The sequence below is a fragment of the Klebsiella sp. 141198 genome, from assembly GCF_050600785.1.
Lineage (GTDB): Bacteria > Pseudomonadota > Gammaproteobacteria > Enterobacterales > Enterobacteriaceae > Klebsiella > Klebsiella aerogenes.
Genome location: NZ_JAQIRM010000002.1, coordinates 828,623 through 850,856 on the forward strand (window position 1 = coordinate 828,623; position 22,234 = coordinate 850,856).

Below are 22,234 nucleotides of genomic sequence, written 5' to 3' on the forward strand. Positions count from 1 at the left end.
ACGGGTTCTTTTTAATATCAGTCACAAGTAAGGTAGGGTTATGATTTCAGGCATTTTAGCATCCCCGGGTATCGCTTTCGGCAAGGCTCTCCTGCTGAAAGAAGATGAAATTGTCATCGACCGGAAGAAAATTTCTGCCGATAAGGTTGATCAGGAAGTTGAACGTTTCCTGAACGGCCGCACCAAGGCCTCCGCCCAGCTGGAGGTCATCAAAACCAAAGCTGGTGAAACTTTCGGTGAAGAAAAAGAAGCCATCTTCGAAGGGCATATTATGCTGCTGGAAGATGAGGAGCTTGAGCAGGAAATCATAGCCCTGATTAAAGATAAGCACATGACTGCCGATGCGGCAGCCAATGAAGTTATCGAAGGTCAGGCAACTGCACTGGAAGAGCTGGATGATGAATACCTGAAAGAGCGTGCCGCTGACGTACGCGACATCGGTAAACGTCTGCTGCGCAACATTCTGGGCCTGGCAATCATCGATCTGAGCGCTATCGCGGATGAAGTCATCCTCGTTGCCGCCGATCTGACCCCGTCGGAAACCGCACAGCTGAACCTGAATAAGGTGCTGGGTTTCATCACCGACGCGGGCGGCCGTACTTCCCACACCTCTATCATGGCGCGCTCCCTTGAGCTGCCGGCAATCGTCGGTACCGGAAGCGTCACCTCTCAGGTGAAAAACGGCGACTATCTGATTCTTGATGCGGTTAACAACCAGGTTCTGGTTAACCCAAGCAACGAAAAAATCGAAGAGCTGCGTGCGCTGCAGGCGCAGGTTGCTGAAGAAAAAGCAGAACTGGCGAAACTGAAAGATCTGCCGGCCATCACTCTCGACGGTCATCAGGTTGAAGTTTGCGCTAACATCGGTACCGTTCGCGACGTAGACGGCGCTGAGCGCAACGGCGCGGAAGGCGTAGGCCTGTACCGTACTGAATTCCTGTTCATGGACCGCGATTCTCTGCCGACTGAAGAAGAACAGTTCGCAGCCTATAAAGCGGTGGCTGAAGCGTGCGGCTCACAGGCCGTTATCGTTCGCACCATGGACATCGGCGGCGATAAAGAGCTGCCGTACATGAACTTCCCGAAAGAAGAGAACCCGTTCCTCGGTTGGCGCGCCGTGCGTATCGCGATGGATCGTAAAGAGATCCTCCGCGACCAGGTTCGCGCTATCCTGCGTGCCTCCGCTTTCGGTAAACTGCGCATCATGTTCCCGATGATCATCTCTGTTGAAGAAGTGCGCGCACTGAAGAAAGAGATTGAGATCTACAAACAGGAACTGCGTGACGAAGGTAAAGCTTTTGACGAATCAATTGAGATCGGCGTGATGGTGGAAACCCCGGCGGCCGCGACCATTGCTCGTCATTTAGCCAAAGAAGTTGATTTCTTTAGTATCGGAACCAATGATTTAACGCAATATACTCTGGCAGTTGACCGTGGTAATGATATGATCTCGCATCTTTACCAGCCGATGTCACCGTCTGTGCTGACTCTGATCAAGCAAGTTATTGATGCTTCTCATGCAGAAGGCAAATGGACTGGTATGTGTGGTGAGCTTGCGGGCGATGAACGTGCTACACTTCTGTTGCTGGGTATGGGGCTGGACGAATTCTCTATGAGCGCCATTTCCATCCCGCGCATCAAGAAGATTATTCGTAACACGAACTTCGAAGATGCGAAAGTATTAGCAGAGCAGGCTCTTGCTCAACCGACGACGGACGAGTTAATGACGCTGGTTAACAAGTTCATTGAAGAAAAAACAATCTGCTAATCCACGAGATGCGCGGCCCAAATTACTGCTTAGGAGAAGATCATGGGTTTGTTCGATAAACTGAAATCTCTGGTTTCTGATGACAAAAAAGACACCGGAACTATTGAGATTGTTGCTCCGCTCTCTGGCGAGATCGTCAACATCGAAGACGTGCCGGATGTGGTTTTTGCGGAGAAAATTGTGGGTGATGGCATTGCCATCAAACCTACTGGCAACAAAATGGTTGCGCCGGTAGAAGGTACCATCGGTAAAATTTTTGAAACCAACCATGCTTTCTCTATTGAATCCGATAGCGGCATTGAGCTGTTTGTTCACTTCGGTATCGATACCGTTGAACTGAAAGGCGAAGGCTTCAAGCGCATCGCTGAAGAAGGTCAGCGCGTGAAAGTCGGCGACCCGGTTATCGAATTCGATCTGCCGCTGCTGGAAGAAAAAGCCAAGTCTACCCTGACTCCGGTTGTTATCTCCAACATGGACGAGATCAAAGAGCTGATCAAACTGTCCGGTAGCGTCACCGTTGGTGAAACTCCGGTTATCCGCATCAAGAAGTAATTCTTGCTTGCCGAGAAAATGGCGCCTGAAGGCGCCATTTTTTTATGCCGGCCGGTAGCACTTTTCACTCGCCAGGATCTTCATCCCCTGCGGGCTACTTTCCAGAATACGCCGTTCGCTATCCGCGACCCATAGCTCGCACTGGTAGCCAGGATCGCTTTCAAACAACGACCTCGCCCTACAGGCATCTTCCAGCGCGTTCATTCCCGTCGTCTCATAATGGCCGACGGTTCTTCCCTCCCTGCGTACCACTAACCAATAGTTATGCATCGTTATTGCGCTCCAGACGGCGGTAAAATGAGTTCATCGCAGCCCTGACTCTCGGTCCAGGTCATTACCGCCAGCACGCGCTGAGCGGCGGCGCGCGTAGCGTCGCCCAACGGCATGTCGCGCACCAGGTTGCTGATGAGCTCGGCGCAGAACAGATCACCGGTGCCTTTGAGGTCAGTTTCGACGCGAGGATGGACGACCACTTCGACTGCGTCGTCGGTGACCACCAGCACGTTAATAGTCGAAGTATCCGGTCCAGGCGCGCTGGTAATCACCACCCACTTTAGCGTATCGGAAAGCAGACTTCGCGCGGCGACCACCGCTTCCTGCTGGTTGTGGCACGGCATGCCGCTGAGGGTTTCGAGCTCGAACAGATTTGGCGTGATACCACGCGCCAGCGGCAACAGGTGGCGGCGATAAGCCTCGGGGATCTCTGCTTTTACGTAGATGCCGCTATCCACATCGCCAATCACCGGGTCAACCAGAATACAGAGGTCGGGATGGTGCACGCGGATCCGCTGCAGCCACTGCGCCAGCAGCGCAATTTGCCCGGCGCTGCCCATATAGCCGGTGGTTACCGCCCGCAGTTCGCGAAGCGCATCACGCTCCTCCAGCGCCCGCAGATAGCCGCTAAACCACTCTTCCGGGATCACTCCACCGTAGAAAGTATCGTAATGTGGAGTATTGCTGAATAACACCGTCGGCACCGCCATCACCCGTAATTCATGCTGCTTGATTGCCGGTACCGCGATACTGTTGCCAACGCTGCCGTATACCACCTGCGATTGCACCGCCACAATATCAACCTCCAGCGCCCGGCTGTGGTCGTTAAAGAGCACGGACTGTATTTCGTCTTGCTGACTCATCCTTTCTCCCCCCGCTGGACAGCGGGTCATACTCTGATTATCATTCGTCCTATGCTAAAATTCATTTTGTCATAGGTCAATAATGTTCACCGGAAAAACCGCAAGCGAGATTTTCGATAACATCCGACATCTGGTGCAGAGCGGCGCGTTGCAACCCGGCGAGGCGCTGCCGCCGGTGCGCGAACTGGCAGGCGAACTGGCAGTCAACCGCAATACGGTGGCGGCGGCCTACAAGCGGCTGGTGACTTCAGGGCTCGCCGTCAGTCAGGGGCGCAACGGCACGGCCATTAAGGCGCGCAATACGCTTAATGCGGTCGAGGGCGGCGATCCAACGACATCGCTGATTGATATTTCCGGCGGCAATCCGGATCCACGATGTCTGCCGGATATTGGCCGTTTTCTTCCGCAGCTGGCGCAGACCCCGCACTTATATGGCGATGCCGCCGTTGAGCCACGGCTGGCTGTCTGGGCCCGGGAGTGGGTCAGTCGCGATATCGGCCACGAATTTGACATCAACTTGACCAGCGGCGCGATTGACGCCCTGGAACGCCTGCTCTGCGCGCTGCTGCTACCCGGCGACAGCGTCGCGGTAGAAGACCCCTGCTTTCTGAGCAGCATCAATATGCTGCGTTACGCCGGTTTCCAGCCCAGCCCTGTCGCCGTGGACGGTGAAGGCATGAGTCCTGAGCGGCTTGAAGAAGCCCTGCGCAACGGCGCACGCGCGGTAATACTGACTCCACGCGCTCACAACCCGACTGGCTGCAGTTTGACGCCGGAGCGCGCAGAAGCGATTCGCACCGTGCTCGCCCGCTATCCGCAGACGCTGGCGATTGTTGACGATCACTTCGCCCTGCTCTCAGCGACACGCTGGCACAATCCGCTACCCGAAGGCATTCAGCGTTGGGCGCTGGTGCGCTCAATGTCTAAAACCCTGGGCCCGGATTTGCGGCTGGCGATAGTCGCCAGCGACCCGACAACCTCGGCGGCGCTGCGCCTGCGCCTGAACGCCGGTAGCCAGTGGGTCAGCCATTTACTGCAAGAGCTGGCGTTCGCCTGCCTGAATGATAGCGCTTTTGCCGCTTCTCTGACTGCGAGCCAGCGCCATTATCAGCAGCAAAATCAGCGGCTCACCGTCGCGTTGGCCCACCACGGCGTTGGTGATTATCCGCCTGGCGATGGTCTTAATTTCTGGCTGCCGCTATCAACCGCCAGCCAGCCGTTGGCGCTGCGTCTGGCGCGGGCCGGTTGGCTGGTGCGTGAAGGTGAGGCCTTTGGCGTGAAAACACCGTCGCACGGTCTGCGCCTGTCGCTGGGCGCCTTAACCGAGGCGCAAATTGAACAACTTGCACACGATTTATCGCTGGTCTTACCTTGTTAAACACGGGAGTTGTTATGCGGATCCACTTTATCGTTCATGAAGTTTTTGAAGCGCCTGGCGCCTATCTGCGCTGGGTTAACGCGCGCGGCTATCAGGCCAGCTGGTCGCGGGTTTATGCAGGGGATCCGCTGCCGGCGAATGCTGAAGGTTTTGATATGCTGGTGGTACTTGGCGGCCCGCAATCACCACGCACCACGCTTGCCGAGTGCCCATGGTTTGATGCCCATGCCGAGAAAAACCTGATTGCCCAGGCGATTGCCGCCGGGCACATCGTGGTCGGGATTTGTCTCGGATCGCAGCTCATCGGCGAAGCGCTGGGGGCGCCGGTAATGCAAAGTCCGGAAAAAGAGATCGGCCACTATCCTATCATCATGACCACCGCCGGACTGCAAGATGACAACATCGCCCATTTCGGACCATCGGTGGTAGTCGGTCACTGGCACAACGATATGCCGGGCCTGACGCCTGCGGCGGAAGTCCTGGCTTCCAGCGAAGGGTGCCCGCGGCAAATCGTCAAATATAGCGATCGGGTCTACGGTTTTCAGTGCCATATGGAGTTTGACGCGGAGGTCATCGAGTTATTAATTACCCACTCGCAACATGAACTTGCCGCCGCAAAAGGCAGGCGCTTTATTCGCAGCGAAGATGAAATGAGGCAATGGGATTATCGCGAGATGAATCAAAAGCTATGGGCGTTTCTGGATAAGCTGGTAGCGAAACACGCACTTTAGTTAACCGGCCCCCATGCCTGGCATCGGGGCCGTGGTAGCGCGTTTAGATACCCGCTCCCTGGCTGAAGTGTTCTTCGCCGAACACGCCGGTTGAGAGATAGCGATCGCCGCGATCGCAGATGATCGCCACCACCACCGCGCCCGGATTGGCGCGAGCAATACGCAGCGCCCCGGCAACCGCGCCGCCGGAACTGACGCCACAGAAGATCCCTTCCTGTACGGCCAACTGGCGCATCGTGTTTTCCGCATCCTGCTGGTGGATATCCAGCACCTCATCCACCAACGAGGCATTAAAAATGCCCGGCATATATTCCTGCGGCCAGCGGCGGATCCCCGGAATGCTGCTGCCCTCTTCCGGCTGCAGCCCAATGATGCTTACCGGCTTCGCCTGTTCGCGCAGAAAACGCGATACGCCGGTAATGGTACCGGTGGTGCCCATGCTGGAAACAAAGTGGGTGATACGCCCGTCCGTCTGGCGCCAGATCTCCGGGCCGGTGGTGGTGTAATGGGCGTAAGGGTTATCCGGATTATTGAACTGATCCAATAGCTTACCCTCGCCACGCTCGGCCATCGCGGCGGCCAGATCGCGAGCGCCCTCCATCCCCTGCTCTTTGGTGACCAGGATGAGTTCAGCGCCGTAGGCGCGCATCGCGGCACGGCGCTCCTGGCTCATGTTGTCCGGCATCAGCAGTTTCATCTGATAGCCTTTTAACGCCGCAATCATCGCCAGCGCGATACCGGTATTACCGCTGGTCGCCTCGATCAATACATCGCCGGGTTTAATTTCACCGCGCTTTTCCGCTTCGACAATCATCGATAGCGCAGCGCGATCTTTTACCGAGCCCGCCGGGTTGTTGCCCTCAAGCTTAAGCCAAATTTCGCTGCCGTTGTCCGGCCCCAGACGTTGTAATTTCACCAGCGGCGTGTTGCCGATTGTTTGTTCTAATGTGTTCACTTCAGCTGTCCAATAAAAAGCCCGGCCGCGTCATGCGCTCCGGGCTGTCAGCCGGGGCAGCGCTGCGCCGCCCGGCAAAAGCACGTGGATTTAAGCTATCAGGCCGACTCTGCCAGAGCAAGTTCGCCGCGCGGTTCGATGCGCTCGGTTCCGTTATACAGGCGCGCATTCTGCAAGCCGACAAACAGGCGTTCGCCGCGGGACGGGGCCTCATCGCCCGCCAGCACCACGCTCAGCGGTTCGTCATACCACCCCAGAGGCTGGACAACTAATTGGGTGTAGTGCCCCTTCGGACTGGCTTCCAGCACCTGCACCGGCAACGGCGAATCCAGGCTGGTACGGCGGCTGATATCTACTTCCCACGGTCGCAGGAACAGATCGACCGGCCCCTGATATGCAGGGGTATAGCCTAAAGGCCAGCGGTGGGCGCCGACGTGGAACTGGCCGCCGCGAATGGTGCCCTGCAGGCGGTTAACTTCGCCCATAAACTCGAGCACAAAACGGGTCGAAGGTTCGCGCCAGACGCGTTCAGGCGCATCGGCCTGTTCGATGTTGCCCTGGCTCATTACCACTACCCGATCGGCGACTTCCATCGCCTCTTCCTGGTCGTGGGTAACAAACACGCTGGTGAATTTTAATTCTTCATGTAGCTGGCGCAGCCAGCGGCGCAGTTCTTTACGCACCTGCGCATCCAGCGCGCCAAAGGGTTCATCCAGCAGCAGAATTTGCGGCTCGACCGCCAGCGCGCGCGCTAACGCCACGCGTTGCTTCTGGCCGCCGGAAAGCTGCGCCGGATAACGGTCGGCAAGATGGGCCAGTTGCACCATCTCCAGCAGTTTGGTCACTTTGGCTTTAATCGCCGCCGCATTGGGACGCTCACGGCGCGGCAGCACGGTCAGGCCAAAGGCGATATTATCGAATACCGTCATATGCCGAAACAGCGCATAGTGCTGGAAAACAAAGCCCACTTTACGATCGCGGGCGTGCATCCGGCTCACGTCGGTACCGTGAAAACGGATATGGCCGCTGGATTGATGCTCCAGCCCGGCGATAATCCGCAATAAGGTGGTTTTACCGGAGCCGGACGGCCCCAACAGCGCAACCATTTGCCCGGAAGGGATATCCAGCGAGATATCATTCAGCACCTGGGTGCGACCAAACGATTTCTTAATATTGGCAATCTCAATGCTCATGATTTCCCTCCTGTTGCGCGCGTTTTTCCTGATTGGCCAGACGCCATTGCAACATACTCTTTAAAAACAGGGTCAAAATAGCCATTAACGTCAGCAGGGCCGCGGCGGTAAACGAACCGACGGTGTTATAGTCCTGCTGCAGTAATTCAATTTGCAGCGGCAGCGACAACGTTTCGCCGCGGATCGAGCCGGAAACGACCGACACCGCGCCAAATTCGCCAATCGCGCGGGCATTGGTCAACACCACGCCGTACAGCAGCGCCCAGCGAATATTGGGTAGCGTCACCCGGCGGAACATCTGCCAACCGGAAGCGCCAAGCAGGATCGCCGCTTCATCTTCGTTGCTCCCCTGACTCATCATCACCGGTACCAGCTCGCGGACCACAAACGGACAGGTGACGAAGATAGTCGCCAGCACCATGCCCGGCCAGGCGAACATGATCTGCAGGTTGTGCTCATCAAGCCAGCCGCCGAGTGGGCCGTTGGAGCCGTAAAACAGTAAATAAACCAGACCTGCCACCACCGGCGAGACGGCGAACGGGATATCTAGCATCGTCAGCAGCAGCTGGCGGCCAGGGAAGGTAAAGCGCGTCACCAGCCAGGCCAGCAGCGTACCGAACACCAGATTCACCGGCACGGTAATCAACGCGATCATCACCGTCAGCCAGATGGCATGCAGCATGTCCGGATTGGCCAGGTTTTCCAGCACCGGCATTAACCCTTTACTGAAAGCCTGGACAAAAATATAAATCATCGGCACCACGAGGATGAAGGCGGATACCAGCATCCCGACGCCGATCAGAAACCATTTTCCCCAGTTGATCCGGGGCGCGTCATAGCGCTTCAATTGAGTAACTTCCGCCATTAGTGACCTACCACGCGTCGACCAAAGCGACTCTGCAGGGTGTTGATAGAGAACAGCAGCAGCAGCGAAGCCGCGAGGATCACCGAGGCAATCGCGCTCGCCGCCGGGTAATCAAACTCCTGCAAACGAATGAAAATCATCAGCGAAGTCACTTCCGTTTTCCATGCGATGTTGCCGGCGATAAAGATCACCGCGCCGAACTCGCCAAGGCTGCGGGTAAACGACAGCGCAATCCCCGCCAGCAGAGCTGGCGACAGTTCAGGCAGCACCACTTTGCGGAAACTCTGTAAGCGCGTCGCGCCGAGGGTTTCCGCCGCTTCTTCATATTCCGGCCCTAATTCTTCCAGCACCGGCTGCACGGTACGCACCACAAACGGAATACTGGTAAAGGCCATCGCCACCGCGATGCCAAGCCAGGTATAGGTCACTTTGATATCAAACTTCGCCAGCCACTCGCCGTACAAGCCATTAACCGAAAACAGCGAGGCCAGCGTCAGGCCCGCCACTGCCGTTGGCAGCGCGAACGGCAGGTCCATTAGGGCATCGAGCAGCGTACGGCCCGGGAAACGATAGCGGGTAAGGATCCACGCCATCAGCAGGCCGAACACGCCGTTAAAAATCGACGCCACAAAAGCAGACAGCAGCGTGACTTTATAGGCGGCGACCACCTGCGGGTTGGTAATCACCTCCCAATACTGCGCCCAGCTCATCTGCGCCAGCTGCATCACCAGCGCGCTGAGCGGCAACAGTAAAATCAGGCACACAAACAGCAGGCTGGTGCCAAGGCTCAGGGTAAAGCCCGGCAGCACGCGCTTGGACGACACAGCCAACATTACTGACGCCCCGCTGCCAGCAGTTTGTCCAGCTCACCGCCGCTGACGAAGTGGGTTTTCATCACTTCAGGCCAGCTGCCGAACTGGTCTTCCACGCGGAACAGTTCGGTCTGCGGGAATTTATCTTTCAGCGACGCCATCACTTTCGGGTCGTTCACGCGATAGTAGTAATCGGTGATGATGGTCTGCGCCTGCGGACTATAGAGATAGTTCAGGTAGGCTTTCGCCGCTTTTTCAGTACCGTTGGCCTTAACGTTTTTGTCTACCCACGCTACCGGGAATTCGGCGAGGATATTGACCTTCGGCACAACGACTTCGAACCCCTGCGCTTCATACTGTTTACGGATGTTGTTAACTTCCGATTCAAAAGTAATCAGCACATCGCCTAGCCCGCGCTCGACGAAGGTGGTGGTCGCGCCGCGACCGCCGGTATCGAATACCTCGACGTTCTTCAGGAACTGGGTCATGAACTGTTCGGTTTTGGCTTTATCGCCGCCATCGGCTTTGTCCGCCGCTCCCCAGGCCGCAAGATAGGTATAACGCGCGTTGCCTGAAGTTTTAGGATTCGGGAAGATCAGCTTCACGTCAGAACGCACCAGATCGTTCCAGTCATGAATATTTTTGGGGTTGCCCTTACGCACCAGGAAAGCCATGGTCGAATAGAACGGTGAGCTGTTATTCGGCAGACGGCTCTGCCAGTCTGCCGGGATCAGGTTGCCTTTATCATGCAGAATCTGGACGTCCGTCACCTGGTTATAGGTCACGACGTCAGCCTTCAGACCTTGCAGAATCGCCAACGCCTGCTTGGAAGAGCCCGCATGGGACTGCTTGATGGTCAGCTTATCCCCGCCGTTTTCTTTTGCCCACTGCTGCTCAAAAGGCGGATTAAGGGCGGCGAACAGCTCGCGGGAAACATCATAGGAACTGTTCAGCAGTTCAGTCGCCTGCGCCTGCGCCACCAGCAGCATGGAAGCCGCCAGCGCCAGATATCCTTTTTTCAGTGATTTAACGGCCATTGCGCACCCTTATCAAAAATGATCATTTACTGATGATCATCATATTTATAACGAGTACGAAAGGAGTAACGGTTTTATATACCGTTTGGCGATTTGGAAGTAGAAAAGAGAATAAGCAACTGGCAAAGCTTTGCTGAAAGCGGCTCGCAGATTCGACGTGTCATTGTGACAAACGGCAGCCAGGCGTGCACTGTGTTTATATGAAAAATACACAGATATTTGCTCGTCAGCTCAGACGTAGCTTAACGCCAACAGAACGTCGACTATGGTACTTACTGCGCAACCGCCGTTTTGCTTGCTATAAGTTTCGCCGCCAGCATCCCGTTGGTCCCTACATTCTCGATTTTGCCTGCTGCGCAACACGGCTGGCGATCGAACTGGACGGCGGTCAGCACGATGAGAGGCGCGTCTACGATGTTCGCCGCACCCGCTGGCTACAGAGCCAGGGATGGCGGGTTTTACGCTTCTGGAATAATGAGTTTGAAGAGTATGAAGATGCGGTGATGGAGAGAATACTTGAAGCGCTTGAGTCGCCGATGCCCTCACCCCGCCCCTCTCCCTGAGGGAGAGGGAGAAAGAGAGTCCACCGTGCCGTCCCCTCTCCCCATTGGGGAGAGGGTTAGGGTTCGGGGGAAAAATTACAGCGCCTGGATACGCTCCAGCGACGGCGCGAAGTAATAACCGCCGGTCACCGGTTTTGTAAAGCGCAGCATCGCATCACGCTTACCGTCGGTATCGCCGAACATGCTCAGCAGCTGTTGCTCAATGTTATACAGGCGCGCGCAGTAGGCGCAGAAGTACAGGCCGTTAGTGCCGCTGGCGGTACCGTACGGCAGGCTCTGGCGGACGATTTTCAGGCCTTTGCCATCTTCTTTTAAGTCCACGCGGCTCAGGTGCGAAGTAATCGGGCGCTCGTCGCCGTCGATCTCTTCGTTGGCGTCTTTGGTACGGCCAATCATCATCTCCTGATCCGGCACGCTCATGCGGTTCAGTTGCTTAAGATTGTGCTCCCAGCGCTGCACGAATACGTAGCTGCCGCCCGCGTCAACGCCGTCTTTAATCACCGCGACTTCACGGCGGGTTTCTTCGCCTGCCGGGTTTTCGGTGCCGTCGACAAAGCCGCTCAGATCGCGTTCTTCCACCCAGCGGAAACCGTGAATTTCTTCTTTCACTTCAATGGCGTCGCCGAAAGCGGCCACCGCCGCCTGGGCGACGGAAAAGTTCACTTCATGACGGGCGGATAAAATATGAATCAACACGTCATACTGCGTGGATGGCGCCAGCCCTTTACCGTAAACCGGAAAATCTTTTAACTCTTCCGCGCCTTCACCGCCGCTCAGCTGACGCCAGACGGTATTGCCGAAAGCGACCACCGCGCCGAGTTTGGCGTCAGGGAATTTAGCCTGGAAGGTGGCCACGTTATCGACAAAAATTTTGCTCGCTTCGCGCAGGGCGTTAACGTCCCCTTTGACATTGGCTTCAATCCAAATCGCCGCGCGGCAATGTTCCGGCAAAATGCCGCTCTGAACCTGAGACATCGCTCCTCCTGAAATGATGCAACCACAACGCTATCGCGTTGCTAACGCGCCATTGTAACCGTTTTTATCCGCCCACGTGTCTCTTCAGATCAAATTAGCGACGCCAGATAATTTTGCTGACTTTCCAGTTCTTCAGGGTATCGTCGGACGGCATCAGCTCGTCCGGACCGCTCCAGTGGCCGGTAAAGGCATAGCTGATGTGCTGGCTCCCTGCGGCTTTACATTCCACCACCGCGCCGTTGTCGGGAACGCCTTTCTCGCAGTTGCCAAACGCTTTGCTGTACAGTTCGCTAAACGGGGTACCGATTTTCACGCCGCTGGCGGCGGGAATTGCGCTATCGCGCACGTCAATGCGGCTCACCGTACCGCCATCGCCGTTGATGGTCAGCGCTAGCTTGTCATCCTTTAGCGCTTCAAAATAGTGAACGATTTTGCCATCCGTGGTTTTCATTCCGCTGCGCAGACGGTAGCTGCCGCCGAGGGCGTCGCTAATCGCCTGTTCATTCAACGGCGTCGACGCCGTCAGTTTACCCACGCCCTGCTCGGTGACCTCGTTAGAGGAACCAAACCAGTTCCACGGATAGGCAGCCGACCAGTTCACCGCGCTCATCGTTGAGCAGCCGGTTAGCGCTAGCGGAAGCGCGCAGAGCATTAGACGTAGCGATTTCATAACTCAATCCTTTCTGATTAATTCAACGCATGTTGGAGTACGCGATCGGCAAAAAGTGCCATTAAAGCGCTTCAAGGCGAAAACAGGCATGCAACCTGCGGCTGGTTATCAGCCACCATAGCGCATAAATATCGGCCGCCAGCAGGGCGATGGTCAGCGCGGAAGGCGCCTCGCCGGTTAGCCACAGCCACGGCTGCCAGGCCAGCAATAGCGCCTGCGAGGCAATCAGCAGCCAACGCATCAGCGGCCAGAGCCGCGGGAAACGCTGACGCTGACCGCTCAACAAAAATGCCGCTACCGCCGGTACGCCGGGCAGTAACCCCAGCCAGAAGTTATCGTGATCGGGATAGAACAGGCTCAGCAGCGCATCTCCCTGCTGGCGGGAGGCGCCGGCCATAACGAACAGTACCCAGGTGCGCGCCTGCAGCAACAGAACGCCCCAAAACAACAGCGGCAGCCGTAAACGGCCCTGGGTATCATAATCGGCAGGAATAAATTCAGTATTCTTCATCTTCAATCAGGCGTTTACCGAGGGTGAGTACATCCGAGTGCTCGTAACCGAGACGCTCATACATCCCCTGCACCACTTCGTTATCGTCACGCACCATAATTGAAATTTTCGGGCAGCCGCGGGCGATCAGCTTCTTTTCTAGCCGATTGAGCAGCGCATTAGCGATACCGCGGCCGCGGTATTCCGGATGTACGCCAAGATAGTAAGCGGAACCGCGGTGTCCGTCGTAACCGCCCATTACCGTCCCTACCACTTCACCGTTCACTTCAGCGACCAGAAACAAGCTCACGTCGTGGTTGAGCTTACGCTCGATATCCATTTCCGGATCGTTCCATGGGCGCAGAAGATCGCAGCGCTCCCAAAGGGTGATCACTTCTTCGAAATCCTGCTGGCGAAAAACGCGAATCTCCATGGTATTCCCCACCATTTACGGTTAAAAACAGTGATTATGGCGCGAATATGACTGATAGCCAATATCAGGCGAAATCATCGGCAAAAAATGGCATAATATGGCTTTGTCATGTATTGAAATGAAAAGTAAAACAATTCTTATTTTGAGTGGTCGTAACGGGAAACGCGATACGATATAACATTGGACATCACTTGTTTACAATTCAGGCCGAATGAGCACTTTTAAACCATTAAAAATACTTGCTTCGCGCCGTCAGGTGCTGAAGGCAGGACTGGCTGCGATGACGCTAACCGGCGTTGCTTCCCAAGCCAAAGCCAAAGAACAGCCGCTAAAAACTTCCAATGGACACAGCAAACCCGTCGCAAAGAAAGCAGGCAGCAAGCGCCTGGTGATGCTTGACCCCGGTCATGGCGGCATCGATACGGGGGCAATTGGCCACAACGGTTCGAAAGAAAAACACGTCGTGCTGGCCATTGCCAAAAATGTGCGCAGCATTTTACGCAGCAACGGCATCGATGCCCGTCTGACGCGTAGCGGCGATACCTTTATTCCGCTGTACGATCGCGTTGAGATTGCCCACCAGCACGGCGCCGATCTGTTTATGTCGATTCACGCCGACGGCTTTACCAACCCGAGTGCGGCCGGCGCCTCCGTCTTTGCGCTCTCCAACCGCGGCGCCAGTAGCGCCATGGCGAAATATCTCTCCGAGCGCGAAAACCGCGCCGACGAGGTTGCCGGTAAAAAAGCGACGGATAAGGACCATCTGCTGCAGCAGGTATTGTTCGATTTGGTGCAAACCGACACCATTAAGAACAGCCTGACGCTTGGCTCGCATATTCTGAAAAAGATTAAGCCGGTGCATAAGCTGCACAGCCGCAATACAGAGCAGGCGGCCTTTGTGGTGCTGAAGTCCCCTTCTATTCCCTCGGTGCTGGTCGAAACGTCGTTCATTACCAACCCAAATGAAGAGAAGCTACTTGGCACAACCGCGTTTCGCCAGAAGATTGCTAACGCTATTGCTTCCGGCATTATTAGTTATTTCCACTGGTTCGATAACCAGAAAGCGCATTCGAAGAGACGTTAATGAAACCCGATGTACAGCAGGTCAAAGCCTTCCTTCTTCAGCTGCAGGATGCCATTTGCGCCAAACTCTCCGCCGTTGACGGCAAGGATTTTGTTGAAGATAGCTGGCAGCGTGAAGGCGGCGGCGGCGGACGCAGCCGGGTTTTACGTGACGGCGGCATCTTTGAGCAGGCCGGAGTTAATTTTTCTCACGTCCACGGCGATGCGATGCCCGCCTCTGCCACCGCCCACCGCCCGGAACTGGCCGGGCGCAGCTTTGAAGCAATGGGTGTTTCGCTGGTGGTGCATCCGCGCAACCCCTATGTGCCGACCAGCCACGCTAACGTTCGCTTTTTTATTGCCGAGAAGCCCGGCGCCGATCCGGTGTGGTGGTTCGGCGGCGGTTTTGATTTAACGCCTTATTACGGATTTGAAGAAGACGCCATCCACTGGCATCGTACCGCCCGCGATTTGTGCCTGCCGTACGGCGACGAGGTCTATCCGCGCTATAAAAAGTGGTGCGATGATTACTTCTTCCTTAAGCACCGCAATGAGCAGCGCGGCATTGGCGGCCTGTTCTTTGATGATTTAAATACGCCGGATTTCGACCACTGCTTCGCCTTTATGCAGGCGGTGGGCAACGGCTTTACCGACGCTTACCTGCCGATCGTTGAGCGCCGAAAAACCACGCCTTATGGCGAACGCGAACGCGATTTCCAGCTTTATCGCCGCGGGCGTTATGTGGAATTCAATCTGGTGTGGGATCGCGGCACGCTGTTCGGCCTGCAGACCGGCGGGCGTACGGAGTCTATTCTGATGTCGATGCCGCCGCTGGTGCGCTGGGAGTATGACTACCACCCGCAAGAAGGCAGCCCGGAAGCCGCATTGAGCGAGTTTATTAAAGTCAAAGAGTGGATCTAATTTAGGTCTTCTGAGACAAAAAAGCCCCGGCATACCGGGGCTTACTTTTTTATTGTGCTTATAGCGGCTGAGTCTGCGCTTCCACGACCGCCAGCGCCACCATATTGACGATACGGCGCACGGAGGCAATAGGCGTCAGAATATGCACCGGCTTAGCGATACCCATCAGTACCGGTCCGACGGTGACCCCTTCCGAACTGGAGACGCGCAGCAGGTTGTAGCTGATACGCGCGGCTTCCATATTCGGCATCACCAGAATATTAGCCGCCCCTTTCAGCGGGCTATCCGGCATACGATCGTTGCGGATGCTCTCCACCAGCGCGGCGTCGCCGTGCATTTCGCCGTCAATCATCAGATCCGGCGCGCTCGCTTTCACCAATTCCAGCGTTTTGCGCATTTTGCTGGCGGACGGGCAATCAGCTGAACCGAAGTTAGAGTGCGACAGCAGCGCCACGCGCGGTTCGATACCAAAACGACGCACGCTTTCCGCCGCCATCAGGGTGATCTCCGCCAGCTCTTCCGGCGATGGATCGTGATTGACGTAGGTGTCGGCGATAAAGGTGTTGCCGCTTGGCAGCAGCAGCGCGTTCATCGCCCCGGCGGTGCTGACGCCGTCGCGGAAGCCAAACAGCGGCTGAACCACGCGATAGTGCTCATGATAATCGCCGATGGTTCCGCAGATCATCGCATCCGCCTCACCGCGATGAACCATAATCGCGCCAATGACCGAAGTGTTGCTAATGACCGCCCGCTGCGCCTGCTCCTGGGTAATGCCGCGGCGCTTCATCAGCTGATAGTACTCGCTCCAGTACTCTTTAAAGCGCGGATCGGATTCATTATTGACGATTTCAAAGTCCACGCCCGGTTTGATCTGCAGACCCAGTTTCTGGATGCGCATTTCAATCACGCTCGGACGACCGATGAGGATTGGCTTCGCCAGCCCCAGAGATACCAGCTCCTGCGTAGCGTGCAGCACGCGGGTCTCCTCACCTTCCGCCAGCACCACGCGCTTCGGCTCTTTGCGCGCCTGGGAAAAGATCGGCTTCATAAACAGGTTGGTTTTATAAACGAACTCGCTCAGCTTCTCGATGTAGGCATCGAAGTCGGCAATCGGCCGCGTCGCCACGCCGGATTCCATCGCCGCTTTAGCGACCGCTGGGGCGATCTTGACGATCAGACGCGGATCGAACGGTTTCGGAATAATGTACTCCGGGCCAAAGCTGAGGTCCTGGTCGCCATAGGCGGAAGCCACGACTTCGCTCTGTTCGGCATGCGCCAGCTCGGCGATAGCATGAACCGCCGCCAGCTTCATCTCTTCGTTTATCGCCGTCGCGCCGACATCCAGCGCGCCGCGGAAGATGAACGGGAAGCACAGCACGTTGTTGACCTGGTTTGGATAGTCGGAACGGCCGGTACAAATAATCACGTCGTCGCGCACTTCCTTCGCCAGCGGCGGCAGGATTTCCGGCTCCGGATTCGCCAGCGCGAGGATCAGCGGTGAGCGCGCCATCTTCTTGACCATCTCCGGAGTCAGAACTTTCGGCCCGGAGCAGCCAAGGAAAATGTCCGCGCCATCGATGACATCGTCGAGGGTACGTTTCCCGTCGTCTTCCACCGCGTAGGCCGCTTTGGTTTCCGCCATGTTGGCTTCGCGGTCTTTATAGATAACGCCTTTCGAGTCGCAGACCACGATATTGTGTTTCTGCATTCCCAGCGCCACCAGCAGGTTCATACAGGCGATAGCCGCCGCTCCCGCGCCGGAGACCACCATCCGCACATCAGAGAGATTCTTCTCAACCACCCGCAGACCGTTGAGAATTGCCGCGGTACTGATAATCGCCGTGCCGTGCTGATCGTCGTGGAACACCGGAATATTCATGCGCTCACGCAGTTTCTGCTCAATATAGAAACATTCCGGCGCTTTAATATCTTCGAGGTTGATGCCGCCAAATGTCGGCTCCAGGGCGGCAACGACATTAATGAATTTGTCAGGATCCAGCTCATCGACTTCAATATCAAACACATCAATGCCGGCGAATTTCTTAAACAGAACGCCCTTTCCTTCCATTACCGGTTTTCCGGCCAGCGCGCCGATATTGCCTAAACCGAGGACGGCGGTACCGTTAGAGACCACCGCCACGAGGTTGCCGCGAGCGGTATATTTGTAAGCGGCCAAAGGATCCTTCTCAATTTCCAGGCACGGCGCGGCAACGCCCGGCGAATATGCCAGCGCCAGATCGCGTTGGGTCGCCAGAGGTTTAGTCGGCGACACCTGAATTTTCCCGGGCACCGGGAACTCGTGGAAATCGAGGGCGCTTTGTTTCAACTGCTCATCCATTTTATGGTTCCTTTCACGTATCGAATCGTAGGGGGTGAAGCGTGATGGCGAGCCGTCGGCCCGCCTTAAGGCGAGGCTTAGTATCGCGCCTGACGGCGGTTTAAACTTTGAAGGCCGCCATACTCTTGCCATCACAAAGGTCTGGTTGTTATCAATTTATAATATTTATGTAACCTAGTTTCACGGTCAATGATAGCCCCGTCTGCTATGCTTTTTAGTTATGTACCTCATCACCCTCTCTACCGCATAACGACAAGAACTCATGCAACTTATTGTTCCAGGAGTACTTTTTAATGAATCAGCTAGACAGTATCAAACAGTTCACCACCGTGGTCGCCGACAGCGGCGACATTGAATCTATCCGCCACTATCAGCCGGAAGATGCCACCACCAATCCTTCGCTGCTCTTAAAGGCTGCCGGACTGGAAAACTACGCCGGGCTTATCGATGATGCCCTGGCCTGGGCCGCAAAACAGGGCGGCAACCGCGAGACGCAGGTCGCCAATGCCTGCGATAAACTGGCGGTCAATTTTGGTGCGGAAATACTCAAAAGCATCCCAGGGCGCGTCTCCACCGAAGTCGATGCCCGTCTCTCCTTCAATCGTGAAAAAAGTATCGAGAAAGCGCGCCATCTGGTCGCTCTCTATCAGGAAATGGGGATCGATAAGTCGCGGATCCTGATCAAACTAGCCTCCACCTGGGAAGGGATCCGCGCCGCGGAGGTGTTGGAAAAAGAAGGGATTCACTGCAACCTGACGCTGCTGTTCTCTTTCGCCCAGGCTCGCGCTTGCGCTGAAGCCGGCGTGTTTCTGATTTCGCCCTTCGTCGGGCGTATTTACGATTGGTATCAGGCACGTCAGCCGTTAGATCCCTACGTGGTTGATGAAGACCCTGGGGTGAAATCAGTGCGTAATATTTACGACTATTTCAAACTCCATAAGTACAACACCATCGTGATGGGCGCCAGCTTCCGCCGCACCGAACAAATCCTCGCGCTGGTCGGCTGCGACCGCCTGACCATCTCCCCGGCCTTGTTACAAGAGCTGCAGGCCAGCGACGCGCCGGTAATACGCAAACTCATCCCCGCTCATCAGATACTTCCGCGCCCGGTTCCGCTAAGCGAAGCGGAATTCCGCTGGGAGCATAACCAGGATCCGATGGCGGTAGAAAAGTTGGCGGAAGGTATTCGCCAGTTCGCCGTCGATCAACGCAAACTGGAAGATCTGCTAGCAGCAAAACTGTCATCCTTTGTCACGGAGTAAACGACTATGTCCCGAAGAGAGCTTGCTAACGCCATTCGCGCCCTGAGCATGGACGCCGTCCAGAAAGCCAATTCCGGCCACCCCGGCGCTCCGATGGGGATGGCGGATATCGCCGAAGTGCTGTGGAACGATTTTCTCAAGCACAACCCGACAAATCCGCACTGGTACGATCGCGATCGTTTCATTTTGTCTAACGGCCATGCTTCGATGCTGCTGTATAGCCTGCTGCATTTGACCGGCTACGATCTGCCGATGAATGAGCTGAAAAACTTCCGCCAGCTGCTTTCGAAAACGCCGGGCCATCCGGAACATGGCTATACCCCCGGCGTGGAAACCACCACCGGGCCGCTCGGCCAGGGGCTGGCTAACGCCGTCGGGATGGCTATCGCCGAACGCACGCTGGCGGCGCAGTTTAACCGTCCCGGCCACGACATCGTCGATCACTACACCTGGGTGTTTATGGGCGATGGCTGTCTGATGGAGGGGATTTCTCACGAGGCCAGTTCGCTGGCGGGCACCCTGGGATTAGGCAAGCTGATCGGGTTCTACGATCACAACGGTATCTCTATTGACGGCCACGTTGAAGGCTGGTTCACCGACGATACCGCCGAGCGCTTTCGCGCCTACCACTGGCACGTGATTGGCGATATCGACGGTCACGATCCGCAGGCGGTGAAGCAGGCAATCCAGGAGGCGCAGGCGGTAACAGACAAACCCTCGCTGATTATTTGCCGCACCATAATCGGCTTTGGTTCACCAAATAAAGCCGGTTCCGAAGAGTCGCACGGCGCGGCCTTGGGGGAAAAGGAGGTCGCGCTGGCCCGCGAACAGCTGGGCTGGAAATACCCGCCGTTTGAAATCCCGAAAGAAATTTATCAGGGCTGGGATGCGCGGCCGCGCGGCGAGAAAGCAGAACATGCGTGGAATGAAAAATTCGCCGCTTACCAGCAGCAGTATCCAGAACTGGCGGCTGAACTGAAACGCCGCATGGAAGGTGAGCTCCCGGCTGACTGGCAAAAAACGGCCCACGATTATGTGGCGAAGCTACAGTCGGAACCGGCGAAAATCGCCAGCCGTAAGGCTTCGCAAAATGCGCTTAACGCCTACGGCCCGGATTTGCCTGAGCTGCTCGGTGGTTCCGCCGACCTGGCGCCCAGTAACCTGACGATCTGGTCCGGCTCTAAGTCGATCAAAGAGGATCAGGCGGGTAATTATATCCACTACGGCGTACGCGAATTCGGTATGACCGCGGTAGCTAACGGCATCGCCCTGCACGGCGGTTTTATTCCCTATACCTCGACTTTCCTGATGTTCGTCGAATACGCGCGCAACGCCGCGCGCATGGCGGCGCTGATGAAAGCGCACCAGATTATGGTCTACACCCATGATTCAATCGGCCTTGGCGAAGACGGCCCAACGCATCAGGCGGTGGAGCAACTGGCAAGCCTGCGCCTGACGCCCAATTTTAGTACCTGGCGGCCGTGCGATCAGGTGGAAACCGCCGTCGCCTGGCAGGCGGCCATCGAGCGCAATGACGGCCCTACCGCGTTAATCCTTTCGCGACAGAATCTGGCGCAAATGGCCCGTACGCCAGAACAGGTGCAGGAAATTGCGCGCGGCGGTTACGTTCTGAAAGATGCGGGCGGCAAGCCGGATCTCATCCTTATCGCCACCGGTTCGGAAGTCGAGATTACCGTTCAGGCGGCGGAGACGCTGCTGGCCAGCGGCGTAAACGTGCGGGTGGTGTCGCTGCCTTCCACCGACGTTTTCGATGCTCAGGATGAGGCCTGGCGCGAGTCGGTGCTGCCTTCCGATGTTAGCGCCCGCGTCGCTATCGAAGCCGGTATTGCCGACTACTGGTATAAATATGTCGGCCTGAAAGGCGCAATTGTTGGTATGACCCGCTACGGGGAATCGGCGCCTGCCGACAAGCTGTTCCCGTTCTTCGGCTTTACCGCTGAACATATTGTCGAAGTCAGCCGCAAAGTGCTTAACGGGTGATCCATAGTGTGGGCCAGGCATCTGGCCCCTGCCAGTTATCGCACTGCGGTTGCTGAGCGTAGCGGGTCAAATTAAACCGCTGGCCGTCATAACGCCAGCGGGTTTGGATTCCGCAATCGCCCGGCGCGCGGCCTTTATCGAAGGTCACCAGTTCACGACGCTGCTCATCGAAGCTGGCGTTAATCAGCTCTATATCCCGCGGCGCATTCCCCGGAGGCTGGAAAGGCAGCGCCAGGCGCACCTGGCGGGAGAGATGCGGCGTTTTGCGCGACACCAGCCACGCCAGCCAGACGGTGTTGTAGGCGCCCGCTTCGCAACTAGTCATCAGCAGAACTTTCTCATCGGTCAGCGCGGTGACGCGGATTTCCCGGCGGAAAGGATCCAGCGAACAGGGACTGGCATTCATCCGCTCATTGCCATAATCGATAAGCTCATTAAGTTCGTCGCGGCTAAGCGGCGATTGCGCCACTTCCGCCTGGCCGACGGTTCGCAATGCCGGCGCTGGCGGTACGCTGAGCGGTGGTTCTTCACCTTTGCCGACCCACGCGGTTTCGCTGCCGACCCGCTTTTGCCGATTATCAATAAATAGCAGCGCGGCCTTGAGGCCCTTTAATGAAATACTTTGCAGACCGTTTTGCAGGGTAATTTCTTTCCCCTCCTGGGCCTGCTGCAGGAAAGCGTCGATGCTGACGCTATCGCTGGTTTTAATTAGCTTATCGGCAATCTGCCAATGTTTACCGTCAAAATGCAGCGGTTTTTCATCTAGCTGCAGCCGCGGGCCGATGGCCGCCAGCGCGGCAACCGGATTACCAACGCCGCCAAGTTCGATGCGCAAAGCGGCATCAGTGGCCGCTCCCGCGCTGCGGCTTAGCGTCATCACCAATCCATGATGCAGCCCGACATTACGCGTGACGCAATAATTTTGATTGTTGCAGGTGACAAGCCAGTCTCCAAACAGCTGCTGGGCTGGCGCCGCCCACGCCAACGATGTCGGCAGAAAACCGAAAAAAAGCAGTATTAAAACCCGATAAAGCATGAGCGGCACAATCCCGAAGTATGACTGACAGAGTGATTTCTAATTCATCATTATCA

At 56.3% G+C, this 22,234-nt stretch carries 22 protein-coding genes; 9 read left to right on the forward strand and 13 right to left on the reverse strand.

Translation table 11 applies throughout. From position 1 onward, the window contains the following. The first annotated feature begins 40 nt into the window (after positions 1-40). Complete coding sequence (ptsI, locus tag PGR10_RS09220) at positions 41-1,768, forward strand: phosphoenolpyruvate-protein phosphotransferase PtsI (RefSeq protein ID WP_015365498.1); 1,728 nt, start codon at positions 41-43, stop codon at positions 1,766-1,768. 42 nt (positions 1,769-1,810) lie between these two features. Beyond that, complete coding sequence (crr, locus tag PGR10_RS09225) at positions 1,811-2,320, forward strand: PTS glucose transporter subunit IIA (protein ID WP_015365497.1); 510 nt, start codon at positions 1,811-1,813, stop codon at positions 2,318-2,320. Between the two features lie 42 nt (positions 2,321-2,362). Here the strand turns inward: crr and PGR10_RS09230 are convergent, their stop codons facing one another. After that, entirely contained in the window at positions 2,363-2,590 is a 228-nt protein-coding gene (locus tag PGR10_RS09230) for a cytoplasmic protein (protein ID WP_430923382.1), read from the reverse strand. A 2-nt stretch (positions 2,591-2,592) separates the two neighbouring features. Further along, on the reverse strand, positions 2,593-3,456 hold the full coding sequence (gene pdxK / locus PGR10_RS09235; protein WP_047056008.1) for a pyridoxine/pyridoxal/pyridoxamine kinase: 864 nt from the start codon (positions 3,454-3,456) through the stop codon (positions 2,593-2,595). Positions 3,457-3,538: 82 nt separating this feature from the next. Between pdxK and ptsJ the strand changes: the two genes are divergently transcribed. Together ptsJ and PGR10_RS09245 are read left to right on the forward strand one after the other, a co-directional pair. Then, positions 3,539-4,834: a transcriptional regulator PtsJ gene (ptsJ, locus tag PGR10_RS09240; RefSeq protein ID WP_430923383.1), complete on the forward strand. Its 1,296-nt coding sequence runs from the start codon at positions 3,539-3,541 to the stop codon at positions 4,832-4,834. Positions 4,835-4,848: 14 nt separating this feature from the next. Then, positions 4,849-5,565 carry a type 1 glutamine amidotransferase gene (locus PGR10_RS09245; RefSeq protein ID WP_430923384.1) on the forward strand — a complete coding sequence of 239 codons (717 nt, stop codon included), beginning with the start codon at positions 4,849-4,851 and terminating at the stop codon, positions 5,563-5,565. Between the two features lie 43 nt (positions 5,566-5,608). Here the strand turns inward: PGR10_RS09245 and cysM are convergent, their stop codons facing one another. From cysM to PGR10_RS09270, 5 genes are all read right to left on the reverse strand, one after another. After that, positions 5,609-6,520 carry a cysteine synthase CysM gene (cysM, locus tag PGR10_RS09250; RefSeq protein WP_015365492.1) on the reverse strand — a complete coding sequence of 304 codons (912 nt, stop codon included), beginning with the start codon at positions 6,518-6,520 and terminating at the stop codon, positions 5,609-5,611. A 98-nt stretch (positions 6,521-6,618) separates the two neighbouring features. Continuing rightward, positions 6,619-7,713, reverse strand: coding sequence for a sulfate/thiosulfate ABC transporter ATP-binding protein CysA (gene cysA / locus PGR10_RS09255; protein WP_015365491.1), 1,095 nt, complete (start codon positions 7,711-7,713; stop codon positions 6,619-6,621). Next, the gene (cysW, locus tag PGR10_RS09260) at positions 7,703-8,578 is read right to left on the reverse strand and encodes a sulfate/thiosulfate ABC transporter permease CysW (protein WP_015365490.1); all 876 of its coding nucleotides are present in this window, start codon (positions 8,576-8,578) and stop codon (positions 7,703-7,705) included. The genes cysA and cysW overlap by 11 nt, the downstream gene beginning before the upstream one ends. Further along, entirely contained in the window at positions 8,578-9,411 is an 834-nt protein-coding gene (cysT, locus tag PGR10_RS09265) for a sulfate/thiosulfate ABC transporter permease CysT (RefSeq protein WP_015365489.1), read from the reverse strand. The genes cysW and cysT overlap by 1 nt, the downstream gene beginning before the upstream one ends. Further along, entirely contained in the window at positions 9,411-10,427 is a 1,017-nt protein-coding gene (locus tag PGR10_RS09270; RefSeq protein ID WP_015365488.1) for a sulfate ABC transporter substrate-binding protein, read from the reverse strand. Before PGR10_RS09270 ends, cysT begins: the two co-directional genes overlap by 1 nt. 200 nt (positions 10,428-10,627) lie before the next feature. Here PGR10_RS09270 and PGR10_RS09275 point away from each other — a divergent pair, with 200 nt between their 5' ends. Continuing rightward, complete coding sequence (locus tag PGR10_RS09275; protein ID WP_072059378.1) at positions 10,628-10,990, forward strand: endonuclease domain-containing protein; 363 nt, start codon at positions 10,628-10,630, stop codon at positions 10,988-10,990. Positions 10,991-11,065: 75 nt separating this feature from the next. On the opposite strand, the gene PGR10_RS09280 is transcribed toward PGR10_RS09275, so the two are convergent. From PGR10_RS09280 to PGR10_RS09295, 4 genes are all read right to left on the reverse strand, one after another. Further along, the gene (locus PGR10_RS09280; RefSeq protein ID WP_015365487.1) at positions 11,066-11,965 is read right to left on the reverse strand and encodes a Dyp-type peroxidase; all 900 of its coding nucleotides are present in this window, start codon (positions 11,963-11,965) and stop codon (positions 11,066-11,068) included. Positions 11,966-12,059: 94 nt separating this feature from the next. Next, positions 12,060-12,635: an RpoE-regulated lipoprotein gene (locus PGR10_RS09285; protein ID WP_430923385.1), complete on the reverse strand. Its 576-nt coding sequence runs from the start codon at positions 12,633-12,635 to the stop codon at positions 12,060-12,062. 61 nt (positions 12,636-12,696) lie between these two features. Then, on the reverse strand, positions 12,697-13,146 hold the full coding sequence (locus PGR10_RS09290) for a DUF2919 domain-containing protein (RefSeq protein WP_087858436.1): 450 nt from the start codon (positions 13,144-13,146) through the stop codon (positions 12,697-12,699). Then, positions 13,133-13,558, reverse strand: coding sequence for a GNAT family acetyltransferase (locus tag PGR10_RS09295; protein WP_045392622.1), 426 nt, complete (start codon positions 13,556-13,558; stop codon positions 13,133-13,135). The genes PGR10_RS09290 and PGR10_RS09295 overlap by 14 nt, the downstream gene beginning before the upstream one ends. A 211-nt stretch (positions 13,559-13,769) precedes the next feature. On the opposite strand from PGR10_RS09295, the gene amiA reads away from it, so the two are divergent. Together amiA and hemF are read left to right on the forward strand one after the other, a co-directional pair. Then, positions 13,770-14,642: an N-acetylmuramoyl-L-alanine amidase AmiA gene (amiA, locus tag PGR10_RS09300; RefSeq protein WP_087858435.1), complete on the forward strand. Its 873-nt coding sequence runs from the start codon at positions 13,770-13,772 to the stop codon at positions 14,640-14,642. Beyond that, positions 14,642-15,541, forward strand: coding sequence for an oxygen-dependent coproporphyrinogen oxidase (gene hemF, locus PGR10_RS09305; protein ID WP_015365482.1), 900 nt, complete (start codon positions 14,642-14,644; stop codon positions 15,539-15,541). The genes amiA and hemF overlap by 1 nt, the downstream gene beginning before the upstream one ends. Before the next feature lie 58 nt (positions 15,542-15,599). Here hemF and maeB read toward each other — a convergent pair whose 3' ends face one another. Then, positions 15,600-17,879: an NADP-dependent oxaloacetate-decarboxylating malate dehydrogenase gene (gene maeB, locus PGR10_RS09310; RefSeq protein ID WP_015365481.1), complete on the reverse strand. Its 2,280-nt coding sequence runs from the start codon at positions 17,877-17,879 to the stop codon at positions 15,600-15,602. A 293-nt stretch (positions 17,880-18,172) separates the two neighbouring features. Between maeB and tal the strand changes: the two genes are divergently transcribed. Then, on the forward strand, positions 18,173-19,141 hold the full coding sequence (gene tal / locus PGR10_RS09315; RefSeq protein ID WP_087858434.1) for a transaldolase: 969 nt from the start codon (positions 18,173-18,175) through the stop codon (positions 19,139-19,141). A 6-nt stretch (positions 19,142-19,147) separates the two neighbouring features. Next, positions 19,148-21,142 (forward strand): transketolase, encoded by a 1,995-nt coding sequence (gene tkt, locus PGR10_RS09320; RefSeq protein WP_430923386.1) that lies wholly within the window; start codon positions 19,148-19,150, stop codon positions 21,140-21,142. Here the strand turns inward: tkt and PGR10_RS09325 are convergent. Next, positions 21,132-22,178, reverse strand: a complete 1,047-nt coding sequence (locus PGR10_RS09325) for a DUF1176 domain-containing protein (RefSeq protein ID WP_430923387.1) — start codon at positions 22,176-22,178, stop codon at positions 21,132-21,134. The genes tkt and PGR10_RS09325 overlap by 11 nt on opposite strands. Positions 22,179-22,234 lie beyond the last annotated feature (56 nt).

Excerpts from the sequence above, each read along its gene's own strand:
- PGR10_RS09230 (WP_430923382.1), bottom strand. The coding sequence starts at position 2,590 with ATGCATAACTATTGGTTAGTGGTACGCAGGGAGGGAAGAACCGTCGGC.
- PGR10_RS09275 (WP_072059378.1), top strand. The coding sequence starts at position 10,628 with ATGAAAAATACACAGATATTTGCTCGTCAGCTCAGACGTAGCTTAACG.
- PGR10_RS09270 (WP_015365488.1), bottom strand. The coding sequence starts at position 10,427 with ATGGCCGTTAAATCACTGAAAAAAGGATATCTGGCGCTGGCGGCTTCC.
- crr (WP_015365497.1), top strand. The coding sequence starts at position 1,811 with ATGGGTTTGTTCGATAAACTGAAATCTCTGGTTTCTGATGACAAAAAA.
- tal (WP_087858434.1), top strand. The coding sequence starts at position 18,173 with ATGAATCAGCTAGACAGTATCAAACAGTTCACCACCGTGGTCGCCGAC.
- cysA (WP_015365491.1), bottom strand. The coding sequence starts at position 7,713 with ATGAGCATTGAGATTGCCAATATTAAGAAATCGTTTGGTCGCACCCAG.
- PGR10_RS09325 (WP_430923387.1), bottom strand. The coding sequence starts at position 22,178 with ATGCTTTATCGGGTTTTAATACTGCTTTTTTTCGGTTTTCTGCCGACA.
- ptsI (WP_015365498.1), top strand. The coding sequence starts at position 41 with ATGATTTCAGGCATTTTAGCATCCCCGGGTATCGCTTTCGGCAAGGCT.
- PGR10_RS09290 (WP_087858436.1), bottom strand. The coding sequence starts at position 13,146 with ATGAAGAATACTGAATTTATTCCTGCCGATTATGATACCCAGGGCCGT.
- PGR10_RS09295 (WP_045392622.1), bottom strand. The coding sequence starts at position 13,558 with ATGGAGATTCGCGTTTTTCGCCAGCAGGATTTCGAAGAAGTGATCACC.
- ptsJ (WP_430923383.1), top strand. The coding sequence starts at position 3,539 with ATGTTCACCGGAAAAACCGCAAGCGAGATTTTCGATAACATCCGACAT.
- pdxK (WP_047056008.1), bottom strand. The coding sequence starts at position 3,456 with ATGAGTCAGCAAGACGAAATACAGTCCGTGCTCTTTAACGACCACAGC.
- tkt (WP_430923386.1), top strand. The coding sequence starts at position 19,148 with ATGTCCCGAAGAGAGCTTGCTAACGCCATTCGCGCCCTGAGCATGGAC.
- hemF (WP_015365482.1), top strand. The coding sequence starts at position 14,642 with ATGAAACCCGATGTACAGCAGGTCAAAGCCTTCCTTCTTCAGCTGCAG.
- cysT (WP_015365489.1), bottom strand. The coding sequence starts at position 9,411 with ATGTTGGCTGTGTCGTCCAAGCGCGTGCTGCCGGGCTTTACCCTGAGC.
- PGR10_RS09245 (WP_430923384.1), top strand. The coding sequence starts at position 4,849 with ATGCGGATCCACTTTATCGTTCATGAAGTTTTTGAAGCGCCTGGCGCC.
- amiA (WP_087858435.1), top strand. The coding sequence starts at position 13,770 with ATGAGCACTTTTAAACCATTAAAAATACTTGCTTCGCGCCGTCAGGTG.
- PGR10_RS09285 (WP_430923385.1), bottom strand. The coding sequence starts at position 12,635 with ATGAAATCGCTACGTCTAATGCTCTGCGCGCTTCCGCTAGCGCTAACC.
- maeB (WP_015365481.1), bottom strand. The coding sequence starts at position 17,879 with ATGGATGAGCAGTTGAAACAAAGCGCCCTCGATTTCCACGAGTTCCCG.
- PGR10_RS09280 (WP_015365487.1), bottom strand. The coding sequence starts at position 11,965 with ATGTCTCAGGTTCAGAGCGGCATTTTGCCGGAACATTGCCGCGCGGCG.
- cysW (WP_015365490.1), bottom strand. The coding sequence starts at position 8,578 with ATGGCGGAAGTTACTCAATTGAAGCGCTATGACGCGCCCCGGATCAAC.